Genomic DNA, 19,169 nt, shown 5'->3' with positions numbered 1-19,169 from the left:
GAAGTCGTGATCGACTATGCAACCCTGAAGATCATCTGGTGGCTGCTTGTGGGCGTGCTGCTCGTCGGCTTTGCCATCATGGACGGCCATGACATGGGCGTTGGCACGCTGCTGCCTTTCGCCGGCCGCAATGACGAGGAGCGCCGCGTCGTCATCAACACCGTCGGTCCGCACTGGGACGGCAACCAAGTCTGGTTCATCACGGCCGGCGGTGCCATCTTCGCAGCCTGGCCCCTGGTCTACGCGACGGCCTTCAGCGGCTTCTACTGGGCGATGCTCGCCGTGCTCTGGGCGCTGTTCTTCCGGCCTGTCGGATTTGACTACCGGAGCAAGATCCACGACCCGCGCTGGCGAAGTACCTGGGATTGGGGCTTGTTCTTGGGTGGGGCCGTGCCGCCGTTGATCTTCGGCGTGGCATTCGGCAACCTGCTGCAGGGTGTGCCCTTCCAGTTCGACGACTACCTCGTCAGCACTTACTCGGGGAGTTTCTGGCAGTTGCTCAACCCCTTCGCGCTGCTCGCCGGCGTGGTAAGCAGCGCCATGATCACGATGCATGGGGGCGTCTACCTGGCGCACCGCACCGAGGGTGTCATCCAGACACGGGCGGTCGCGGCTGCGCGCGTTGCGGCGTTGGTCGCCGTGCTGTCTTTCGTGGCGGCGGGTCTGTGGCTGCGCTTCGGTGGCATCGACGGCTTTGCGATGGCGCAGGCGCCAGATCCCAATGCGATGCCCGACCCGCTGGCCAAGGTCGTTGTGCGCAGCGCTGATGGCTGGTGGTCGAACTACCGTCTTGTCCCGGCGCTGTGGGTGCTGCCCGGGCTCGCTATCGTCGGCGCGCTGCTGGCGGCTCTGCTGGCTGGTGCCCGTCACACACTGTCGGCGTTTGTCGCGTCGTCGCTCGCGTTGTTGGGCATCATCGGTACGGCCGGTGCTGCGATGTTCCCGTTCGTGATGCCATCGTCCAGCATGCCCAGTGCGAGCCTGACGGTCTGGGACAGTGTCTCCAGCCCAATGACGCTGGCGCTGATGCTGGGCGCGACGGTCCTTTTTATGCCGCTGATCGTGTTCTACACCGGCTGGGCCTATCGCGTCATGCGCGGCAAGGTCACCGTGGAGCAGATCCGCGCCAACGAACACACTGCCTACTGAAGGGGTCTGCCATGTGGTATTTCGCCTGGATCCTCGGCGTCGGCTTTGCCGTGCTGCTGGCCGTCATGAACGCGATGTGGGGCGAGATGGCCGACGAGCGTCGCGCCTCGCGCGGCCGGGCTGACGAGTTGTGACCCCTCAGGCCTCGACTCGCGTGCATTGGCCGTGCCTCCTCGCGGCGGGCGCGCTGATGCTGGCTGCCACGGTCTATCCACTGGTCTTTGCGCGTGTGGATGGACGTGCTGACCATGGCCTGGCGATGTTGGTCTTCTGGGCGATGAGCGCCGGTTTCGTGCGCGGCGTGGGATTCGTGCCGCAGCATCGCGTTTGGCGAGTCTTGTTCTCTGGTTGGGCCTGCCTGGGGGCGCTGGGGCTGGCTGGCGTCGCGCTCTACGCCAGGCCCTGACGACAGGACTTTGCCGGATCGCCAGCGGCCCATCGCATCGGTAGCGTAGTCCTGCTGCCCCGGGGAGGGGCGCAGCTACCTGAGGCAGGCGTGGAGTCCGTGCGGTCATAGGGCCCCTGGACCTCGGTCACCAAGGGCTGCGTCGAGGTCCCGACTTCGTCCAGGGGCCGAGTTCGCCCCCACGAGAGGTTGGCGATGATGCGCCACTCTCGAATAGCGCGAGCTCAGCCATTCATCGGTGTTCAGGTCAACGGTCGTTGGTCGTTGCTGGAGCGGCGTTCGTCTTCGCGCATATGCCGCAGGAAGTAGCGGATGAAGAAGCCGCCCATGCCGAGCATGAATGTGAGTACGGCCAAGCTCATCAGGCCAGAGTCGCTGCTCAGAAGATCCTTGAAGACGGACATGACGTTCTCCTTCGTCAGTGGTGATGAGGCCTATTGCAGGACGGCGTCAGCGCCGCCGCCTTGATCTGCCGCAAGCTCCCATCGGTCGACGTGGTTACGCTTGATCGGCCAGCGAAACTGCACCATGACCCACCGCCAGGAAGCGACTGAGGCCCCTCACGATCCATTGGAGCTTGCCGCGGGATTGTTCAAGGCGCTTGGCAATCGGGATCGCCTCTGTCTGTTGACGGCGTTGCAGCGTGAAGAACTCTGCGTGGGTGAGTTGGAGCGGCAGTTGTGCATCCTTCAGCCAACACTGTCCCAGCAACTGACCGTGCTGCGTCGATACGGGCTTGTGGCCACAAGGCGGGCCGGCAAGCGCGTCTACTACCACCTGGCAGACCGCCACGCCCGGTTCTTGATGACGGCGCTGCAGGGTTTAGCTGAGGCGCGTTGAGTCGGGGGAGTGGCGCTGAGCGGCACCAGGCAAGCCGCTCAGCCGGAGCGGCGGGCGGTCTTGCTGCCCTTCAGAAAGCTGCTGCGCTGGGCTGCTGCCCGTTCCATATGCCGGCCTATGTTGCCGCAGACAAGGTCGCACAGCGCATAGACGGAGTCATCGCCGATGCTGTAGTAAACCGCCGAGCCGCGCGCCTCGCGCGAGACCAGTCCTTGCTGCATGAGCACTGCAAGGTGGCGTGAGATGTTGGCTGATGTGAAGCCGCAGGCCTGCGCGAGTTCGCCCACGTTGAGTTCGCCCTGGCGCAGCAGGTTGAGGATTTGCAGCCGCGTGGGTTCGGACAGCGCCTGGAAATAGGCCGCCACCTGATGCAGCGCTTCTTCGGGTAGATCCTTCATCACGGGGCAGCCTGGAACGTCAACGGCGCCATCATGCCCGATCGTGGAGGGCGCTTCAGTGTTGCTCACCATCGTCGTTGACTTGTTAGCTATGTAGCTAAATAATAGAATAACGATATACAGAAGTCACACACAGGAATGAACATGTCCCGTTGGACCACCTTCCCGCCTATCGCCGCGATGGCGATCCTTATCGGGCTGAACCCCCAATCGGCCCTTGCCGCCGGCGAGCTGTCCACCTGGACCGTCTCGTCTGGCGCCACATTGCCCACGGGAGCGCAGGACGGTACGGTTGAAGCCGTACGGCAGACGGTCGTGTCGGCCCAGGTTCCCGGTGCGGTTCTCGCGTTGTTGGTGAAGGTGGGCGACCATGTGCGGGCCGGCCAGCTGTTGGCGCGTCTTGACGCGCGAGCTGCCGAGCAGCAGGCCGGTGCCGCGGCCGCGCAGGTACAGGCCGCGCGTGCCGCGCAGGAGGCGGCGACGCTGGAGTTCCAGCGTCAACAGCAACTGGCCGAGCGCCGCTACATCAGCCAGGCCGCGCTGGAGCGCGCTGAAGCGCAGTACAAGACCGCCACAGCCCAAGCCCAGGCCCAGCAGGCCGCTGCGCTGGCTGCCCGCACCGAGACGAGCTACTTCCTCATCAAGGCGCCATATGACGCCATCGTCAGCGAAGTCAGCGTGATGCCCGGCGACATGGCCATGCCCGGTCGTCCGTTGCTCACGCTGTATGACCCCGCCGCGCTTCGCGTGGCGGTGGCCGTCCCGGAGTCTGGCGTGACGCGCTTGCGCGCGGCCCAGGCAGAGGCGGTGAGCCTGGAGGTCGGTGGTCAGCGGCTGGCCGCGGCCCGTTGGGAGGTGCTGCCTGCTGCCGACCCAGCCACACATACGGTGACCGTGCGCATCGCGCTGCCGGCTGGCAGCGTGGCCGCTCCCGGCAGCTTCGCCCGCGCCTGGCTACCTGGCGCCGACGCCGCGGCCGCTCGGCTGCTGATACCCAGCAAGGCGCTGGTGCAGCGAGCGGAGCTGAAGGCGGTCTACGTGGTGGGCTCTGACGGCCGGGCACTGCTGCGCCAGGTGCGCGTCGGGCCTGTTGTCGGGGAGCAGACCGAGGTGCTCTCGGGCCTCACCCGCGGTGAGCGCATTGCGCTGGATCCGCAGGCCGCCGCACGGAGGCCGTGATGGAGCTCGGCATCTCAGGCCGCATAGCCCGCTTCTTCCAGTCGGCGCAGATCACGCCGCTGCTGGCCTTGGTTGCACTGCTGCTTGGCGCGTTCGCCGTGCTCGTGACGCCGCGCGAAGAGGAGCCGCAGATCAACGTCACGATGGCCAACGTCATCGTGGGCTTTCCCGGTGCCAGCGTTCGGGATGTGGAGCAGATGGTGGCCACGCCCGCGGAGCAGGTGCTGTCGCAGATGGCCGGCGTGGAGCACGTGATGAGCGTGTCCCGCCCCGGGGTGGCGGTTTTGACGGTGCAGTTCAAGGTGGGGGTTCCGCGCACAGAGGCATTGGTGCGGCTGCACGACACGGTGCGCGCGAACGCGGACTGGCTGCCCACCAATCTGGGCGTGGCCGCACCGTTGATCAAGCCCAAGGGCATTGACGATGTGCCCATCGTGACGCTGGCGCTGCACGCGCAGGACCTACAGATCGGTGCCTTTGATTTGGAGCGCATCGCCCACAGCTTGGAGGCGGACCTCAAGCGTGTGCCGGGCACGCGAGAGGTGGCCACGCTCGGCGGACCGGGACGTGCCATCCGCGTGGAGCTGGATCCTGCGCGCCTGGCCGTGGCAGGCATCGGCGTGGCGGAGCTGCGGCAAGCACTGCAGTCGACCAATGCTGGCGCGTCGGCCGGCCAACTGCTCCAGGGCGACCGCGCCATTGACGTGGAGGCCGGTCCGTTTCTGAATGACGCCCGCGAGCTGGCGCAACTGGTGGTCGGGGTCCGAAACGCACGCCCGGTGTTCCTGGGCGACGTGGCCCAGGTCGTGGATGGCCCGCTGCCCGCGCAGCGCTACGTGTGGTACGGCACGGCTGGCACAAATGCCACCGAGCAGGCGGCCGTCACCATCGCCATCACGAAGAAACCCGGCGAGAACGCCATCGAAGTGGCCGATGCGGTGCTACGCCGCGTAGGAGAACTGCGCAATACGCTGATTCCGCAAGGCGTTGACGTGACCGAGACGCGCAACTACGGTGCCACTGCCAATGACAAGGCGATGAAGCTGATCCAGAAGCTGGCGTTTGCGACGGCCTCCGTCGTGGCGCTGGTGTTTCTGGCGTTGGGCCGGCGCGAGGCAGCCATCGTCGGCAGTGCGGTCGTCTTGACGCTGACCGTCACGCTGTTCGCGTCTTGGGCCTGGGGCTTTACGCTGAACCGTGTGTCACTGTTCGCGTTGATCTTCTCCATCGGCATCCTGGTGGATGACGCCATCGTCGTCGTCGAGAACATCCATCGTCACATGGCGCTCCATCCGAGCAAGTCGCTGCGCGAGCTCATTCCTGGTGCGGTCGACGAGGTGGGTGGACCCACCATCCTGGCCACGCTGACCGTCAGCGCGGCGTTGCTGCCCATGGCCTTCGTCTCGGGCCTGATGGGCCCCTACATGAGTCCCATCCCCATCAATGCCAGCATGGGCATGCTGCTGTCGCTGGCCATTGCGTTCATCGTCACGCCCTGGCTGGCGCGGTTGTGGCTCAAGCGTACGGGCCACGCAGCCAAGGTAGGGTACGGCCTGGGTGCGAAGCTGGGACCGCTGTTCGAGCGCGTGTTCCGGCCACTGCTGGACGATGCCACCGGGGATCGCCATCGCCGCTGGCTGGCGGCCGGCGTGGCTGGGCTTATCGCCCTGTCGTTGGCGCTGCCGGCCATCGGCCTCGTGGTGCTGAAGATGCTGCCTTTCGACAACAAGTCGGAGTTCCAGGTCATCGTTGACATGCCTGCCGGCACGCCGCTTGAGCGCACGGCCGCCGTACTGCGCGAGCTGGGTGCCTACGTGGCCCAGCAGCCCGAAGTGATCGACTACCAAGCCTATGCCGGCACGGCTGCGCCGATCAACTTCAACGGCCTGGTGCGGCAGTACTACCTGCGCGCCGGAGGCGAGGTGGGCGACCTTCAGGTCAACTTGGTGGACAAGCACCGCCGCAGCGCGCAGAGCCACGCCATCGCTACGCGGCTGCGGCCGGCGCTGCAGGAGATTGGCCGCCGTCACGGCGCCAATGTGAAGGTGGTGGAAGTGCCGCCGGGGCCACCGGTGCTGGCGCCGCTGGTGGCAGAGATCTACGGCCCGGACGCCGACGGCCGTCGCCAGGTGGCCGCCGATGTGCGGCGCGTGTTTGAGCGCACGCCCGGCGTCGTCGATGTGGATGATTCCGGCATTGCCACCGCACCCAAGAAGCTGCTGCGCGTGGACCGCAGCAAGGCCGCACTGCTCGGCGTACCGCAGTCGGCTATCGTGGCCACACTGGCCGCTGGCTTGGGCGGGGAGGCCACCACCTGGCTGCACGATGGCAGCAAGTATCCGGCCAGCGCCTGGCTGCAACTGCCAGCGGAGCGGCACGGCGACCTGGGTGCATTGCTGCAACTGGGTGTGCGAAGCGCTGCCGGCGTACTGGTGCCGCTGCGGGAGTTGGTCACGGTGAGTGATGGCCTGCGCGAGCAGCCGATTCATCACAAGGATGGGCTGCCGGTGCACTTCGTCGTTGGTGACATGGCCGGCGCGCTGGATAGCCCGCTGTACGGCATGTTCAAGATGCGCGCAGAGCTCATGCGCCTGGCCACGCCCGGCGGCGGCACGCTGCAGGAAGCCTTCATCCAGCCGCCCAGCGATGGCTGGCGCGAATACACGCTGAAGTGGGACGGCGAATGGCAGGTGACCTATGAGACCTTCCGCGACATGGGCGCCGCCTACGCGGTTGGACTGGTGCTGATCTACTTGTTGGTCGTCGCGCAGTTCGGTTCGTACCTCACGCCGCTCATCATCATGGCGCCGATCCCACTGACGCTGGTGGGGGTGATGCCAGGGCACGCGCTGCTGGGGGCGCAGTTCACCGCCACCAGCATGATCGGGATGATCGCGCTGGCCGGCATCATCGTGCGCAATTCAATCTTGCTGGTGGACTTCATCCGGCTGGAGATCTCGCAAGGCCGGCCGCTGAAGCAAGCCGTGGTGCACTCCGCCGCCACGCGTGCCCAACCGATCGTGCTCACGGGCCTGGCCGCCATGCTGGGGGCCTTCTTCATCCTTGACGACCCGATCTTCAACGGACTGGCCATCTCACTGATCTTCGGCATCCTGGTCAGCACGTTGCTGACATTGGTCGTCATTCCCCTGCTGTACTTCGTGGCGTATCGCCACCAGCCTCCCTCATCCACGCCATCCGAAGCAAGGAGTGCACCATGAGTTCCTGGCAAGTCGTCCGTCTGTTCGCAGGCAGTTTCATCCTGGTTTCCCTGCTGTTGGGCGTGCCTGGCAGCCCCGTCTTCGTCAGCACTTGGTGGCTGGCGTTCACGGCCTTCGTGGGCGCGAACCTGCTACAGAGCGCCATCACACGTTGGTGCCCTCTGGAGATCATCCTGCGCAAGCTGGGTGTCAAGGGCGGTTGCTGATCCGCAGGCGCGACGCCTGCCCCTGTGCCAGATTCGCCGCCGTACCGACCTCGTGCTCGCGTGCCTCTTGGGGCCACGCTGCCGTGCCGCCGGGCGGAGCAGTCCGCATGTCTACGGCTGGTTCCGCCGTTGTCTGGATTGAGCCGCCACGTGCTTGCGAGCCTACTGCCGGCGGTGTTTGGGCTGGTTATGCTCGCCAAGCCACAGCTCAGGCGTTTTCCCTTCGGCTGGGATAGCGCATGGGCCATCCAATCAGGCAGGAATCATCTGTGTCGACACGTTCCACCGCAATCTGCGTCTTGCTCGCAGCCCTGGCCATTCCATCCGTCTCGCAAGCTGGCGTGTACGGCGACACCCTCGGAAGGTGTCTTGTCAGTTCGTCAACGGACGACGACAAACGCAAACTTGTCGAGTGGATTTTTGCGGCGAACGCCCTCTGCGCCGTCCAAGTGACGCAAGTCTCATAGCCATCGACACGCGCCAGAAGTGCGGCGTGTTCGCCCCCTCTCATGCGGAGCTGACAAGCGCTTCAACCAGGACACGTGCCGCTGCAGACTGATGCCGATGAGGGGCGTACACAAGCGAGAACGGCCTTGTGCGCCCACCCAGTTGAGGCAGGAGTTCGACCAGACTTCCTCGATTCAGGTGCTCATGCACGATGAAGTCATAGGTTTGGCAGATGCCAATTCCCTGCTCAGCCAATGAGACCGTTCCAAGGACGTCATCCGAAACCTCAAGGACTGAGCTCGGCTGCCATTCGATGTCCTCCCCGCCTGAGCGGAACGACCAGAGCCCATGCTTGCCCGTGCGCGGGAGAACAAAGGGTAGGCAGACATGCCTACTCAAATCGTCAAGGGTCTGCGGGGTCCCGGCGCGTTTGAGATAGTCAGGCGAAGCGACGAGCCGAAGTTCGGCATCCTCCAGCTTCCGCGCGACAAGTCCGCTGTCGGGCAATTGGCCGAGGCGGATGGCCATATCGAACCCCTCTGCCACCAGATCGACATTCCGATTAGGGCCTGTTAACACTAATTGCACCAAAGCAATTGGGCTGCGACAGTGAGTGCATGGAGATCACAGCAGCCCAATTCGCGCAGATCGAGCACTGCTTGCCGCTGCAACGCGGCAACGTCAGCCTGTCGAATCTGCAGGTGTTGAATGCCATCCTTTACGTTGCTGAGCACGGCTGCAAATGGCGCGGCTTGCCCAAGCGCTTCGGCAACTGGCATACGATCTACACGCGCATGAGCCGCTGGGCAAAGTCGGGCGTTTTGGACCGGACCTTCGAGCAATTGCAGCAGGCGCAGATCGTGCAGATCAAGATTGAAGCGGTGTCGCTGGACAGCACCAGCGTCAAGGTGCACCCCGATGGCACCGGCGCGCCAAAAAAAACGGTCCGCAAGCTATCGGCAAATCCCGTGGTGGGTGGAACACCAAAATCCATCTCGTCGCGGCGGACGCGCGCACGGCCATAACCTTCTCGCTGTCACCAGGGCAGGCGCACGATGCTCCCGAGGGGCGAGCTCTGCTGAAGCGGCTCGGTGCGCCCAATCGGCCTTTGCATCTGTTGATGGATCGCGCCTACGAGGGCAACGAAACTCGGCAGCTCGCACTCGACCTGGGGTTCATCCCTGTCGTGCCGCCCCTGAGCACGCGCATCGAGCCCTGGGAGTACGACCGCGAGATGTACAAGCGCCGCAATGAAGTCGAGCGCCTGTTCCGCCGCCTCAAGGGCTATCGCCGAATCTTCTCCCGCTTCGAGAAGCTCGACATCATGTTCACCGCCTTCATCAGCTTCGCTCTGATCGCTGACGGATTGCGTTTGTGTTAACAGGCCCTAGTGATGTTCAGCTCCAGGCGTACCTGTGGGTGCTGCAGCAGGAAGGGCCTCAGCAACGCCGGTATGCGGAAGTGGCCAAACGTCGTCGGTGCGCTGATGCGCACGCGGCCGCTCAGAGCCGCGCTTCGAGACTGGGCCTCTTGCTCCGCATCCTTCAGGAGCTCGAAAGCGCCCCGCGCTTGGTCCAGATAGCGCCGCCCGGCCTCTGTCAGACCAATGCGCCGAGTCGTCCGGCGCATCAGCTGCTGCCCAAGCCGCGCCTCCAAACGTGCCACCGCTCGACTAAGCACTGACGCCGTCGTCGCCAGCGCCGCCGCGGCCGCAGAGAACGACCCATGCTCCATCACGGCCAGGAAGACCTCGACGTCGCCCAGATATTCAAAGTTGCGCGCCATTTAATCCTCTAGAGAACTAATCATTTTCTTGACAGCAAGTTTATCTCCTTATAAGGCATTAATAGAGTGGAGGCACTGAACTTCAAGCGAGAGCCGCCAGATGACCACCGCAAAGCCCACTCCGATCAAGCCCGTGCTGTTTGTGCTCACGAGCCACGGCGTCAAAGGAAGCACCGGTGAGCCCACCGGCTACTACCTCGGCGAAGTCACCCACCCGCTGGCAGAGCTGGACAAGGCCCAACTGCCGGTCGAATTCGCGTCCATCCAGGGCGGTGAGCCGCCCGTCGATGGGCTGGATCTCAACGACGCCATCAATGCTCGTTACTGGAACGACGCGGCGTTTCGGGCCAAGGTCGCCCATACCAAGCGCCTGGCAGACGTCGAGCCGACGAACTACTCGGCCATCTTCTTCGCCGGCGGCCACGGCGCGATGTGGGACTTCCCCTTCGATGAAGCCGTCCCCAAGACCATCCGCTCGATCTACGAAGCCGGTGGCGTCGTCTCAGCCGTGTGCCACGGTCCCGCGGCACTCGTGAACGCGACACTCAGCGACGGCACGCCGCTCGTCGCAGGCAAGAAGATCGCCGCATTCACCGACAGCGAAGAGCACGCCGTCAAGCTCGGGAAGGTGGTGCCGTTCCTGTTGGCCAGCACGCTCACCGAGCGCGGCGCACTCCATCAGCCCGCCGCAGACTGGACCGCAAACGTCGTTGTCGACGGGCGCCTCGTGACGGGCCAGAACCCGCAGTCGGCAGGTGGCGTCGGCGCGGCCGTGCGCGAGCTGCTCACCGTGGCCTGACAGGCGCTCAGCGCCGCTCCGAACTCCCCAAGTCACACTGGCCAGCCCACCGCCCGGTGGGTGGGCCATCACACGAAAGCCATCTATGGACCTTCAATTGCAAGGCAAGTCAGCCCTGGTCACGGGCGCAACCGCCGGTATTGGACTTGCCATCGCACGCACGCTCGCTGAAGAGGGTGTCGCTGTCACCATGACCGGACGAACGCAGGACAAGCTCGACTTGGCGATGGCGAGCATCCGTGCGGTCGCCCCACAAGCTTTGCTGCGTGGGATCTGCGTCGACCTTGCCCAGGCCGGCGGCGCTGCGCAGCTTGTGTCGACTTTGCCCGACACCGACATCCTGGTGAACAACCTCGGCTTCTACGAAGCGAAGGCCTTCGCCGACATCACGGATGAGGACTGGGCCGCGATGCTCGATGTCAACGTGATGTCCGGCGTTCGGCTCTCCCGCCACTATTTCCCGCGAATGCTGTCGTGCAACTGGGGGCGCGTCATCTTTGTTTCCAGCGAAGTCGCTGCCTTCACGCCGCCGGACATGATCCATTACGGCGTCAGCAAGTCTGCGCAACTTGCTGTGGCTCGCGGCCTTGCCGAGCTGACCAAGGGCACCCGAGTGACCGTCAACAGCGTGCTGCCGGCAGCAACCCGCTCGGAAGGGATCGTCGATTTCCTGCGCCAGACAGCACCGCAGGCGGGCATGAGTGACGCGGAGATCGAGGCGCACTTCTTTGCCGAGCACCGGTCCAGCTCGCTGATCGCCCGAATGATCGAGGCCGACGAAATCGCCGCCATGGTGGCTTTGCTCGCGAGTCCTCTGGGCGCTGCATCCAACGGCGCAGCCGTGCGTGTTGAAGGCGGTAGCTACCGCTCAATTCTCTGATCGCTGATGTTCAACCTCACACCCCCAAAGAAGCTCATGAACACCTTCCGAACGACGAAGCGCGCGCTGGTCGCCGCATCCATGGCTGTCGCCCTGGTTCAATCCGCCTGGAGCGCGGAGAACGCGACTCTCGAACGCTGGCGCAGCTATGCCGGCGTGACCTGGAATACGGACACTGCCGCACAAAGGCCATTCGCTAACTCCGCGAATGCACCCATCGCCGGCATTCATTTCGATGCCAAGGGACGCGCCTTCGTGAGCACGCCTCGATTGATCGCAGCCGATGCGCCGGCCACCTTGAGCATCCTCGACACGACAAGCGCCGATGGTCCTGCTCGCCTCACAGCCTTTCCTTCCGAGCCTGGCAATTCCGTAGTCGCATCGCCGGAAACCAGCCTGCGCAACGTGCTGGGCTTCTACGTCGATCACCGAAACGGTTGGCTTTGGGCCCTGGACATGGGCTTTGTCGCAGGCGAGGCCGAAGCACCTGTCGGTGGGCAGAAGATCGTCATCTATGAGCTGAGCAGCGGTCGTGTCGTCAAGCGCATCCCGCTGGACGCGGTGGCAGACCGAAAGGGCAGCTTCCTCAACGACATCGCAGTCGACGAATCTCGCAAGATTGCCTATATCTCCGACAGCGGCCTGCGCAGCGCACCGAACAATCAGGCTGGCATCATCGTGGCGGATTTCGAGACCGGCGCAAGCCGCCGCGTCTTGAACCGTCACCCCTCCGTGCTGCCTGAGCCGCAGGTGAAAGTTGTCTCTCACGGAGAGGAAGTGTGGAGCGGCAATCCGCTGACGCTGGGCATCAACGGCATCGCGCTGTCGCCGGATGCACGCACGCTGTACTGGACCGTCACCACAGGGACCCACGCCTTCTCGATCTCGACCGACGTGCTCCGCAGCGCAGCGGCGAGCGAGAAGACGCTTGCTTCCAAAGTCCGCACCATCGGCGACGTCGGCGGCAACACGGATGGCATAGTCACCGACGCCCGGGGCCAGCTCTACATCACCGATGTCACCCGCAACGGCATTGTTCGCTTCGATCCGTCGACGCGCGCCATGACGGTCCTCGCGACGAACGATGGGATCTTCTGGCCCGACACCCCGGCAATCACGCCTGACGGCTACCTCGTCCTCACCGCCAGTCAGCTCAATCGGCATTTCGCTGGCGCAGTGAAGGCCGGGAGCGAGCGCTACGACCTGTGGCGAATTCGGCTCAGCAGCCAGCCTGCGAAGGCCAACTGATCGGCCATCGGACAAGAGCTACTGGCGCGCGGCTTACCCATGAACGACTTGTTTGAACCCTATGACCTCGGTGTATTGCACTTGCGCAATCGCATCGTGATGGCGCCGATGACCCGGGCACGCAACCCGGACGGCATCCCGAATGCGCTGAACGCGCTGTACTACCAACAGCGGGCCGGTGCCGGATTGATCATCACCGAGGGCACGCCCATCTCGAAGACGGCCGAAGGATTCGTTTTCATTCCGGGCTTGTACACGTCGGCCCAGGTCGCTGGCTGGCGAGCGGTCACACAGGCCGTGCATGCGCAAGGCGGCGCAATCTTCACCCAGTTGTGGCACGTGGGCCGCGTGTCCCATGTGTCCAACCAGCCAGGCGGGATCGCCCCGGTCAGCTCGACAGCGCAGATTGCAAAAGCCTCTCAGGCTTGGGGTTTCCTCGCCGATGGCAGCGCAGGTCCGGTCGACGTGTCCGCACCGCGCGCGTTGAGTACGGCCGAAGTCCGGGGAGTCATCCGAGACTTCGCCGTGGCCGCCGAGCGAGCCATCGAAGCCGGCTTCGACGGTATCGAGCTCCATGGAGCAAACGGCTACCTCATCGAGCAGTTCTTGAACCCGCTGGTCAACGACCGAACCGACGAGTACCGCAGCGACACAATAGAAAATCGCTCCCGCTTCCTGTTGGAGACCGTGGCTGCGGTTGCCGACAGAATTGGCGCCGATCGCACTGCGGTGCGCCTGTCACCCTACGGCGGTCTGTTTGACATGGGGCTGTACGACGACGTCGATAAGACGTACCTGCATCTGGCCGACGAGCTATCGAAGTTCAACTTGGCCTACGTCCACCTGATGGACCAGCAGTCGCGCGGCAGCACGCCCATTCCGGCCAGTTTCCTGCCGCAGTTTCGGCTGCGCTATCGCGGTACGCTGATCCTTGCCGGCGGCATGACTCGTGCGCATGCTGAGCGCTGCATCCAGGAGGGGCTCATTGACCTTGCCGCGTTTGGCGAACCCTTCATCGCGAATCCGGATTTGGTGGAGCGGTTGCGCAATGGCTGGCCGCTCGAGAAGGCGGATCGATCACGAAGCTTTGGCGGCGGCGCTGAGGGGTACACGGACTACCAGGTCTATCAACCGGCTTGAACGCTCGAATAGGACGCCCGCGACGAGAGCCGAACCGCCAGGCGCAGCGCATCGTGGAGGTGCGCCTCGAAGGTGTCCATGTGGCTCAGGGTGGCTCAGGTGCAGAGTTGCCTGTTGTCAGCCGGGAGACTGGTCTGGCCGATGTGCTGATCGCGCCCGTCATCGCTCCAGCCGGGATGAGTGATGCATCGGGCCGGGAAGCCGCCAGGAGGCGTGGATACGAAGCCGCGACCGGCGCATTGGCCGCCATACGCGGAGCCATGCATGCAGCCCTGCCGCGACGCGCCCTCTCGCGGGAAGGTGATCCTGAAGTCGCGAGCACCGTGACTACGGCATCCTTGCCGCCCTGATGTAGGCGTTGGCGCGGTGCAGTGGCGGTTGGCGACATGACGGTCTCCGACCAGGACCTCGTCGGTATCGATTGCTGTGCTGGTGGCGCATCGGGCGAGTGGACGAAGACGGCTTCGCCACTAAGTTCATGGCCTCTGCACTTCGCATCGACTGCGCATGAACATCATGAGATCTTCGATAGCCGTTCTGATCGCGGCCGGCCTGTTCGCGGGCAATTCAGCATCTGCACAAGACGCATGGAACCTTGCCAAGGACGCCGACGGCATCCAGGTCTATGTGCGGTCGGTTGCGGACTCGCCTTTGCGCGAGTTCCGGGGTGAAGTGCAAGTCAGAGCGAAGCTGGAGCACGTCGTTCTGGCGCTGCGAGACGCCGGCGCCTTTCGCAAGTGGATGCCCGACGTCATCACTTCCGACTTGCTGAAGTCGAGCGACACCGAGCAATACCACTACCTCGAGAACAAGGCTCCGTGGCCTGTGTCGAACCGTGATGGCGTCTACCGCTTCGGCTATTCGCGTCCCGCCGATGGGGTCGTAGTCGTCAGTGTCGAAGCCGTTCCGAATCTCGTCCCGTTGCGCGAGGGCAGGGTGCGCATTCCCTTGGCGGAGGGCCAGTGGCGCCTGGTTTCCAATGCCGATGGGGTCGGCGTGAGCTACCAGATGCATGCCTCCCCGGGCGGTGCCATCCCAAGCTGGCTGGCCAACCAGGCAGTGGTGGACACGCCGTATGGGACGCTCAAGGCCCTCAGGGCGCGCGTCCAGGCAGACCACTGAGGTTGGCGCCGACGGTCGAACAGTTGGCGCCGTTTGCCTGGCAGGTGGCGTGGATCGCCAGGGCTGCACCGGCCCTGGTTTCCTAGAGTTGATGGCACACAAGGCGAGCCAATCGGGGCCGCCACGCCCCTCAACTCTCTGCCCACGATTCCTGCCATGAACTCCAAAGTTGCTCTCGTGACCGGCGCGTCTTCCGGCATCGGCGCCGCTACCGCCGTCAAGCTCAATAGTCTTGGCTACACCGTGTATGCGGCGGCACGGCGCGTGGAACGCATGCGCGATCTGGCAAAGGCCGGGATCACCGTCCTGGCGCTGGACGTGACCGACGATGCCTCGATGCGAGCCTGTGTCGACAGGATCATTTCCCTGTCTGGCCGCATCGACGTGCTGGTCAACAACGCCGGCTACGGCTCCTATGGCGCGGTGGAGGATGTGTCGATCAACGAGGCGCGCGCCCAGTTCGAGGTCAACGTCTTCGGTGCGGTCCGCCTGATCCAACTGGTGTTGCCGCACATGCGTCGCAGCCGCGCTGGCACCATTGTCAACATCACGTCGATGGGCGGCAAGATTCACACGCCGCTGGGCGCCTGGTATCACGGGACGAAGTTCGCCCTTGAGGCCATCAGCGACTGCCTGCGCATGGAGGTTCAGCCGTTTGGCATCGACGTAGTGGTCGTCGAGCCCGGAGGCATCAGGACTGAGTGGGCCGGCATCGCCGCGGACAAGTTGATTGAAGTCTCAGGCAACGGAGCCTACGCCCCTCAAGCGCAGCCGATGGCCGAGTCCATGGTCGGCGCAGCCAGCCGCAAGCGCCAGTCGCTTCCCGAGCTGGTCGCCAGCACCATTGCCGAGGCTGTCAAGGCGCGCCGTCCGAAGACCCGCTATGCGGTTGGCTTCGGTGCCAAGCCGATGATCTTCATGCGGAACCTCCTTTCGGATCGTGCCTTCGACGGCTTCATGCGCATGGCCACCGGGATCTCCGGCAAGCCGGCCTGACGGTTCCCAGGGCCTAGAAGGAGCGGTGAGCTCAGGCTTCGTGTCCGCGGCGTCGTGATGGGCTTGATCGGCATTGGGCGTTCAGGTCTGCCTTGAACGCCGCGCCCCGGCGGGCACACAGTTCTACCTGCATGCATCCCGGCAGATGACCGAGACGGTGCAGCGCAATGCCACTTCGAGCAGTGTGAGAGTGAAGGCTTGGAGGTCGGGGTGGCGGGGTAGGGCGTGTGGTCTCTGGACAGGTGCTTGTCGTGGGATTGACAGGCCGATCGTGCGCGCCTGACGGCCCGCGCGGCTTGCGGTCCGTGCCGCAATGCGCGCATGATCGGAATTCGATCTCAAGCGGAAGTGGCATGAGCGAATCCTTCGACGTCCAAAGGCATGTGCTGGGGCCCACGCTGACGTATGGGCTGTGGTCCTGGAGCCATTACGTCTTCCGGCCGGCTCTCATGTTGAAGAGCCTGGGGCTTTACCGGCCCAACGTGCTGGGCGAGCCGCCGCCGCCGCGCAAGCTGCCGGGCGGCGGTCCGGAGCTGAGCAAACGGCTGGACGCGCCGCAACTGCTGGCCCAGACGCCTGGGCACTACGACTCGGTCGTCGAGTTCGACCATTGCAGTGACGACTACGAGCAGGCCGTAAAACCGTTCTCGCAGCCCGTCTTCGATGAGCTGCTGGGCATGCTGCTGCCGCACCTCGTGCCCGATGCGCGCATCCTGGACCCGTCCTGCGGGCCGGGCATCGAGGCGCTTGCGCTGGCCAGGCTGGTGCCCGAAGGCGAGGTCGTAGCCGCTGATCTTTCGCGCGGCATGGTGGAAACCTCCTGGCGCAACGCGCGCCAGGCCGGAATCACCAACATGGCCTTCGTGCAGGCCGACGTCGGCGACCCGCCGGCGATCTTCGAGGGCTACTTCGACGCGATCAGCTGCTGCCTGGCCTTCCATCACTACCCCGATGGCGCCGCGGCGGTGAGGGCCTGGCGCCGTGTGCTCAAGCCCGGCGGCATGGCCTTCGTGGCCGACCCGGGTCCCAAGTGGTTCAACGACATGAGTCACCCTTGGGCCAAGCTGGCCGATCCCGGATTCGTGCAGCACCGAACTGGCGCGGAGTTCCAGGCGCTGTTCCGGCAGGCCGGCTTCGCCGACGTGTACTGGGTGGAGGCGCTGCCCGGCATCGGCATCACGGTCGCCAGCACCTGAACGGCTGCGCGATGGCTGCCGGCAAGGCTCCCTACGACGCATCCATCATCAACGACGCCCTGTCGGGCGTGCGCGCGGCCATTGCACAGACGATCGGCGGCTACCTTGACGCCCGCGCCGCCGAGCCCGGTGCCTACGGCGCGCTGTACGAGTTGTTGCGCGACTACCCTTTCCGCCAGGGCAAGATGCTACGCCCAGCCATGTGCATCAGCGCCGCGCGAGCAGTAGGGGCGCACGGCGAATCGGCGCTCACTGTGGCCACGGCGCTGGAGTTCTATCACAACGCCTTCCTGATCCACGACGACATCGAGGACGGCTCTGAGAACCGCCGGGGTGCTGAAACACTGCACCGTCGAGTGGGCGTGGCTCGTGCCATCAACGCGGGCGATGCCACCAATGTCATGTCGGTAGGTCTGCTGCTGGAGAACCTCGCCGTCGTGGGTGTGGCCAAGGCGTTGCACCTGCTGCACGAGATCGAGCTGATGGCGCGGCAGTCGGCCGAGGGGCAGGCCATGGAGCTGGACTGGGTGAGCGACAACGTGCCCGCGCTCGCCGATGAAGACTACTTCGCCATGTGCACGAAGAAGACCTGCTGGTACTCATTCATCACGCCGCTGCGCGCCGGGCTCATCGTCGGCTGGCCGCTGGGGCGCGACGCGGAGCTGGCGCCGGCCATGGAGGCAGTCACGAGCTTCGGCGCTGCCATCGGCATCGCGTTCCAGATCCAGGACGACTTGCTCAACCTGGTAGGCGAGACCGAGGCTTACGGCAAGGAGATCCACGGAGACATCTACGAGGGCAAGCGCACGCTGATGCTCAATCACGTGCTGCGCGTGAGCCCCAGGGCCGACGAGATCCTGAGCGTGCTCGCCACGCCGCGCGAGAGCAAGTCGCCGCAGCAGGCGGTAATGGTGTTCGAGGAGATGAAGCGCTGCGGCAGCATCGAGCACGGCTGGCAGGTGGCCCGTGCACATGCCGACTTGGCCGCAGAACTGCTGGCGGCGCTGGCATTCTTTTCGTCCGCCACGCCGCTGCGAGTCGATGAAGCCTGGACGTGCGATGTCGCTGATGGGCGCTTCCTGCGCGAGTTGGTGAACTACGTCATTTACCGTAACCTCTGACGACTCTCCTCCCATCGTCGCCATGCCCGCCATTCCCCGCGTCGATCTTGAGGCTCATCCCGGCATGGCCGTGGCGCTGCGCCTGAAGCTGAGCAATCGAATGATGGCCGCCGTGCTGCTGCGTCCCACCGTGGACGAGTGGGTGGCAAGCGACGGGCAGATCCTGCCGTCTGCGCCCCGTATCGAGCCGGACTACGTTTACCTGCTGCAGGGCGCCGAGGTGCGCCAGACGATTACGGTGCGCGTGCCGTTGCACCTCAAGGGCGGCAGCCGCCTTACCAGCGCGCTGCGTTTTCCCGGAGTCAGCGAAGAAGCCGTGCCCATCACGTTGACGGTGCTGGAGGAAACCGGCGACACGCCTTTGCCCGCACTGGAGTGCCCGCTGTCGGTCTCGCTGCCGTTGGGTGACGAAGGCCCCAAGGCGGGCGGCGGTGACTTCGGCGCCTCGGCGCAGGCGAGCTACAGCCTGGTGGCGGGCCTCGCGGGCCTGGACATGTTGCCGGCGCGCTGGCTCGTGGCCGAGTTGTTGGTGGCGGTTTGCCAGGCCGGCGCCGCCCGTGGCGAATCCCCCGAAGGCAAGCAACTGCTGGAGCGGCTTGGCCGCACCCGCTTCTTCAAGAACGGCGTGGTGGCCTTCGCGTCAGCCCAGGCTCCACGCTGGGTGCTGTCGGGCCTGGCCGCCACGTCGGGGCTCAACGCTGCGCTGGGTGGACAGGTGGGGCAGGGGCAGTTGCTGCACATCTGGGAGCGCTGGTTGCTGGGCCTGGCGGACACCGATGTCGAAGGCGGCGATGCGCCCGCGCCGGACATGCGCATGGCCGACGCCCAGCTTCACGCCTTCGCTGGCACGCTCGGCACGCAGGCCGACCGCTGGTTCGCCAACCTTCTGCTGGGGCTGTGGACGCTGTCGCCCCGCATCGCGCTGGTGCTCGAGCAGATTGCCGCGCGTGCACCCGAGCCGCCACCGACAGAGCCTGAGGTGCCGCGCCCCCCGCCCGATGACGTGCTCGGTGAGCGCGGCCCGCTGGGCCGCTGA

General features: G+C 65.0%; 21 protein-coding genes. 17 read left to right on the top strand and 4 right to left on the bottom strand.

What is annotated here, in order from left to right:
- The first annotated feature begins 6 nt into the window (after positions 1 to 6).
- The 3 genes from cydB to QM732_RS12900 are packed head-to-tail and all read left to right on the top strand — an operon-like array spanning position 7 to position 1,555.
- Positions 7 to 1,149 (top strand): cytochrome d ubiquinol oxidase subunit II, encoded by a 1,143-nt coding sequence (cydB, locus tag QM732_RS12910; RefSeq protein ID WP_415656535.1) that lies wholly within the window; start codon positions 7 to 9, stop codon positions 1,147 to 1,149.
- An 11-nt stretch (positions 1,150 to 1,160) separates the two neighbouring features.
- Positions 1,161 to 1,283 carry a cytochrome bd-I oxidase subunit CydX gene (gene cydX, locus QM732_RS12905; RefSeq protein ID WP_415656534.1) on the top strand — a complete coding sequence of 41 codons (123 nt, stop codon included), beginning with the start codon at positions 1,161 to 1,163 and terminating at the stop codon, positions 1,281 to 1,283.
- Positions 1,280 to 1,555: a cyd operon YbgE family protein gene (locus tag QM732_RS12900; RefSeq protein WP_415656533.1), complete on the top strand. Its 276-nt coding sequence runs from the start codon at positions 1,280 to 1,282 to the stop codon at positions 1,553 to 1,555. Before cydX ends, QM732_RS12900 begins: the two co-directional genes overlap by 4 nt.
- A 242-nt stretch (positions 1,556 to 1,797) precedes the next feature.
- Here QM732_RS12900 and QM732_RS12895 read toward each other — a convergent pair whose 3' ends face one another.
- Complete coding sequence (locus tag QM732_RS12895) at positions 1,798 to 1,959, bottom strand: DUF3149 domain-containing protein (RefSeq protein ID WP_415656532.1); 162 nt, start codon at positions 1,957 to 1,959, stop codon at positions 1,798 to 1,800.
- 124 nt (positions 1,960 to 2,083) lie between these two features.
- Between QM732_RS12895 and QM732_RS12890 the strand changes: the two genes are divergently transcribed.
- Positions 2,084 to 2,395, top strand: coding sequence for an ArsR/SmtB family transcription factor (locus tag QM732_RS12890; RefSeq protein WP_415656531.1), 312 nt, complete (start codon positions 2,084 to 2,086; stop codon positions 2,393 to 2,395).
- 38 nt (positions 2,396 to 2,433) lie between these two features.
- Here the strand turns inward: QM732_RS12890 and QM732_RS12885 are convergent, their stop codons facing one another.
- Complete coding sequence (locus QM732_RS12885; RefSeq protein ID WP_415656530.1) at positions 2,434 to 2,793, bottom strand: ArsR/SmtB family transcription factor; 360 nt, start codon at positions 2,791 to 2,793, stop codon at positions 2,434 to 2,436.
- Between the two features lie 144 nt (positions 2,794 to 2,937).
- Here QM732_RS12885 and QM732_RS12880 point away from each other — a divergent pair, with 144 nt between their 5' ends.
- The 3 genes from QM732_RS12880 to QM732_RS12870 are packed head-to-tail and all read left to right on the top strand — an operon-like array spanning position 2,938 to position 7,399.
- Positions 2,938 to 3,972 carry an efflux RND transporter periplasmic adaptor subunit gene (locus tag QM732_RS12880; protein WP_415656529.1) on the top strand — a complete coding sequence of 345 codons (1,035 nt, stop codon included), beginning with the start codon at positions 2,938 to 2,940 and terminating at the stop codon, positions 3,970 to 3,972.
- Positions 3,972 to 7,193: an efflux RND transporter permease subunit gene (locus QM732_RS12875; protein WP_415656528.1), complete on the top strand. Its 3,222-nt coding sequence runs from the start codon at positions 3,972 to 3,974 to the stop codon at positions 7,191 to 7,193. Before QM732_RS12880 ends, QM732_RS12875 begins: the two co-directional genes overlap by 1 nt.
- Entirely contained in the window at positions 7,190 to 7,399 is a 210-nt protein-coding gene (locus QM732_RS12870) for a DUF2892 domain-containing protein (RefSeq protein ID WP_415656527.1), read from the top strand. Before QM732_RS12875 ends, QM732_RS12870 begins: the two co-directional genes overlap by 4 nt.
- A gap of 507 nt (positions 7,400 to 7,906) precedes the next feature.
- Here QM732_RS12870 and QM732_RS12865 read toward each other — a convergent pair.
- Positions 7,907 to 8,425, bottom strand: a complete 519-nt coding sequence (locus tag QM732_RS12865; protein ID WP_415659378.1) for a substrate binding domain-containing protein — start codon at positions 8,423 to 8,425, stop codon at positions 7,907 to 7,909.
- A gap of 38 nt (positions 8,426 to 8,463) precedes the next feature.
- Here QM732_RS12865 and QM732_RS12860 point away from each other — a divergent pair.
- Positions 8,464 to 9,227, top strand: a protein-coding gene (locus tag QM732_RS12860; RefSeq protein WP_415654614.1) for an IS5 family transposase whose coding sequence is annotated in 2 segments (ribosomal slippage) — positions 8,464 to 8,779 and positions 8,779 to 9,227 — 765 coding nt in all. Because the reading frame shifts where the segments join, the coding sequence is not laid out codon by codon here.
- Here the strand turns inward: QM732_RS12860 and QM732_RS12855 are convergent.
- Positions 9,224 to 9,631: a LysR family transcriptional regulator gene (locus tag QM732_RS12855; protein WP_415656526.1), complete on the bottom strand. Its 408-nt coding sequence runs from the start codon at positions 9,629 to 9,631 to the stop codon at positions 9,224 to 9,226. The genes QM732_RS12860 and QM732_RS12855 overlap by 4 nt on opposite strands.
- Positions 9,632 to 9,731: 100 nt before the next feature.
- Between QM732_RS12855 and QM732_RS12850 the strand changes: the two genes are divergently transcribed.
- The 9 genes from QM732_RS12850 (at position 9,732) to QM732_RS12810 (ending at position 19,169) form a co-directional block, all read left to right on the top strand.
- Positions 9,732 to 10,430 carry a type 1 glutamine amidotransferase domain-containing protein gene (locus tag QM732_RS12850; protein WP_415656525.1) on the top strand — a complete coding sequence of 233 codons (699 nt, stop codon included), beginning with the start codon at positions 9,732 to 9,734 and terminating at the stop codon, positions 10,428 to 10,430.
- 85 nt (positions 10,431 to 10,515) lie between these two features.
- Complete coding sequence (locus QM732_RS12845) at positions 10,516 to 11,310, top strand: SDR family NAD(P)-dependent oxidoreductase (RefSeq protein WP_415656524.1); 795 nt, start codon at positions 10,516 to 10,518, stop codon at positions 11,308 to 11,310.
- A 36-nt stretch (positions 11,311 to 11,346) separates the two neighbouring features.
- Positions 11,347 to 12,558, top strand: coding sequence for an L-dopachrome tautomerase-related protein (locus QM732_RS12840; RefSeq protein ID WP_415656523.1), 1,212 nt, complete (start codon positions 11,347 to 11,349; stop codon positions 12,556 to 12,558).
- A gap of 39 nt (positions 12,559 to 12,597) precedes the next feature.
- A complete protein-coding gene (locus QM732_RS12835; protein WP_415656522.1) occupies positions 12,598 to 13,698 on the top strand; it encodes an alkene reductase in 1,101 nt (366 codons plus the stop codon).
- A gap of 507 nt (positions 13,699 to 14,205) precedes the next feature.
- Positions 14,206 to 14,820 carry an START domain-containing protein gene (locus tag QM732_RS12830; RefSeq protein WP_415656521.1) on the top strand — a complete coding sequence of 205 codons (615 nt, stop codon included), beginning with the start codon at positions 14,206 to 14,208 and terminating at the stop codon, positions 14,818 to 14,820.
- 156 nt (positions 14,821 to 14,976) lie between these two features.
- Positions 14,977 to 15,816: an oxidoreductase gene (locus QM732_RS12825; RefSeq protein ID WP_415656520.1), complete on the top strand. Its 840-nt coding sequence runs from the start codon at positions 14,977 to 14,979 to the stop codon at positions 15,814 to 15,816.
- A gap of 353 nt (positions 15,817 to 16,169) precedes the next feature.
- Positions 16,170 to 17,012 carry a class I SAM-dependent methyltransferase gene (locus tag QM732_RS12820; RefSeq protein WP_415656519.1) on the top strand — a complete coding sequence of 281 codons (843 nt, stop codon included), beginning with the start codon at positions 16,170 to 16,172 and terminating at the stop codon, positions 17,010 to 17,012.
- Positions 17,013 to 17,023: 11 nt separating this feature from the next.
- Positions 17,024 to 18,133 (top strand): polyprenyl synthetase family protein, encoded by a 1,110-nt coding sequence (locus QM732_RS12815; RefSeq protein WP_415656518.1) that lies wholly within the window; start codon positions 17,024 to 17,026, stop codon positions 18,131 to 18,133.
- 22 nt (positions 18,134 to 18,155) lie between these two features.
- Positions 18,156 to 19,169: a hypothetical protein gene (locus QM732_RS12810; RefSeq protein WP_415656517.1), complete on the top strand. Its 1,014-nt coding sequence runs from the start codon at positions 18,156 to 18,158 to the stop codon at positions 19,167 to 19,169.

This window comes from Roseateles sp. (genome assembly GCF_047654805.1).
Classification (GTDB): domain Bacteria; phylum Pseudomonadota; class Gammaproteobacteria; order Burkholderiales; family Burkholderiaceae_C; genus Pelomonas.
The sequence above is the reverse complement of the archived record's forward strand: the minus strand, read 5'-3'. Positions and strand labels throughout refer to the sequence as shown.

Coding starts and splice junctions, on each gene's coding strand:
- cydX (WP_415656534.1), top strand. CDS start 1,161: ATGTGGTATTTCGCCTGGATCCTCGGCGTCGGCTTTGCCGTGCTGCTG.
- QM732_RS12895 (WP_415656532.1), bottom strand. CDS start 1,959: ATGTCCGTCTTCAAGGATCTTCTGAGCAGCGACTCTGGCCTGATGAGC.
- QM732_RS12890 (WP_415656531.1), top strand. CDS start 2,084: ATGACCCACCGCCAGGAAGCGACTGAGGCCCCTCACGATCCATTGGAG.
- QM732_RS12885 (WP_415656530.1), bottom strand. CDS start 2,793: ATGAAGGATCTACCCGAAGAAGCGCTGCATCAGGTGGCGGCCTATTTC.
- QM732_RS12880 (WP_415656529.1), top strand. CDS start 2,938: ATGTCCCGTTGGACCACCTTCCCGCCTATCGCCGCGATGGCGATCCTT.
- QM732_RS12875 (WP_415656528.1), top strand. CDS start 3,972: ATGGAGCTCGGCATCTCAGGCCGCATAGCCCGCTTCTTCCAGTCGGCG.
- QM732_RS12870 (WP_415656527.1), top strand. CDS start 7,190: ATGAGTTCCTGGCAAGTCGTCCGTCTGTTCGCAGGCAGTTTCATCCTG.
- QM732_RS12855 (WP_415656526.1), bottom strand. CDS start 9,631: ATGGCGCGCAACTTTGAATATCTGGGCGACGTCGAGGTCTTCCTGGCC.
- QM732_RS12850 (WP_415656525.1), top strand. CDS start 9,732: ATGACCACCGCAAAGCCCACTCCGATCAAGCCCGTGCTGTTTGTGCTC.
- QM732_RS12845 (WP_415656524.1), top strand. CDS start 10,516: ATGGACCTTCAATTGCAAGGCAAGTCAGCCCTGGTCACGGGCGCAACC.
- QM732_RS12840 (WP_415656523.1), top strand. CDS start 11,347: ATGAACACCTTCCGAACGACGAAGCGCGCGCTGGTCGCCGCATCCATG.
- QM732_RS12835 (WP_415656522.1), top strand. CDS start 12,598: ATGAACGACTTGTTTGAACCCTATGACCTCGGTGTATTGCACTTGCGC.
- QM732_RS12830 (WP_415656521.1), top strand. CDS start 14,206: ATGAACATCATGAGATCTTCGATAGCCGTTCTGATCGCGGCCGGCCTG.
- QM732_RS12825 (WP_415656520.1), top strand. CDS start 14,977: ATGAACTCCAAAGTTGCTCTCGTGACCGGCGCGTCTTCCGGCATCGGC.
- QM732_RS12820 (WP_415656519.1), top strand. CDS start 16,170: ATGAGCGAATCCTTCGACGTCCAAAGGCATGTGCTGGGGCCCACGCTG.
- QM732_RS12815 (WP_415656518.1), top strand. CDS start 17,024: ATGGCTGCCGGCAAGGCTCCCTACGACGCATCCATCATCAACGACGCC.
- QM732_RS12810 (WP_415656517.1), top strand. CDS start 18,156: ATGCCCGCCATTCCCCGCGTCGATCTTGAGGCTCATCCCGGCATGGCC.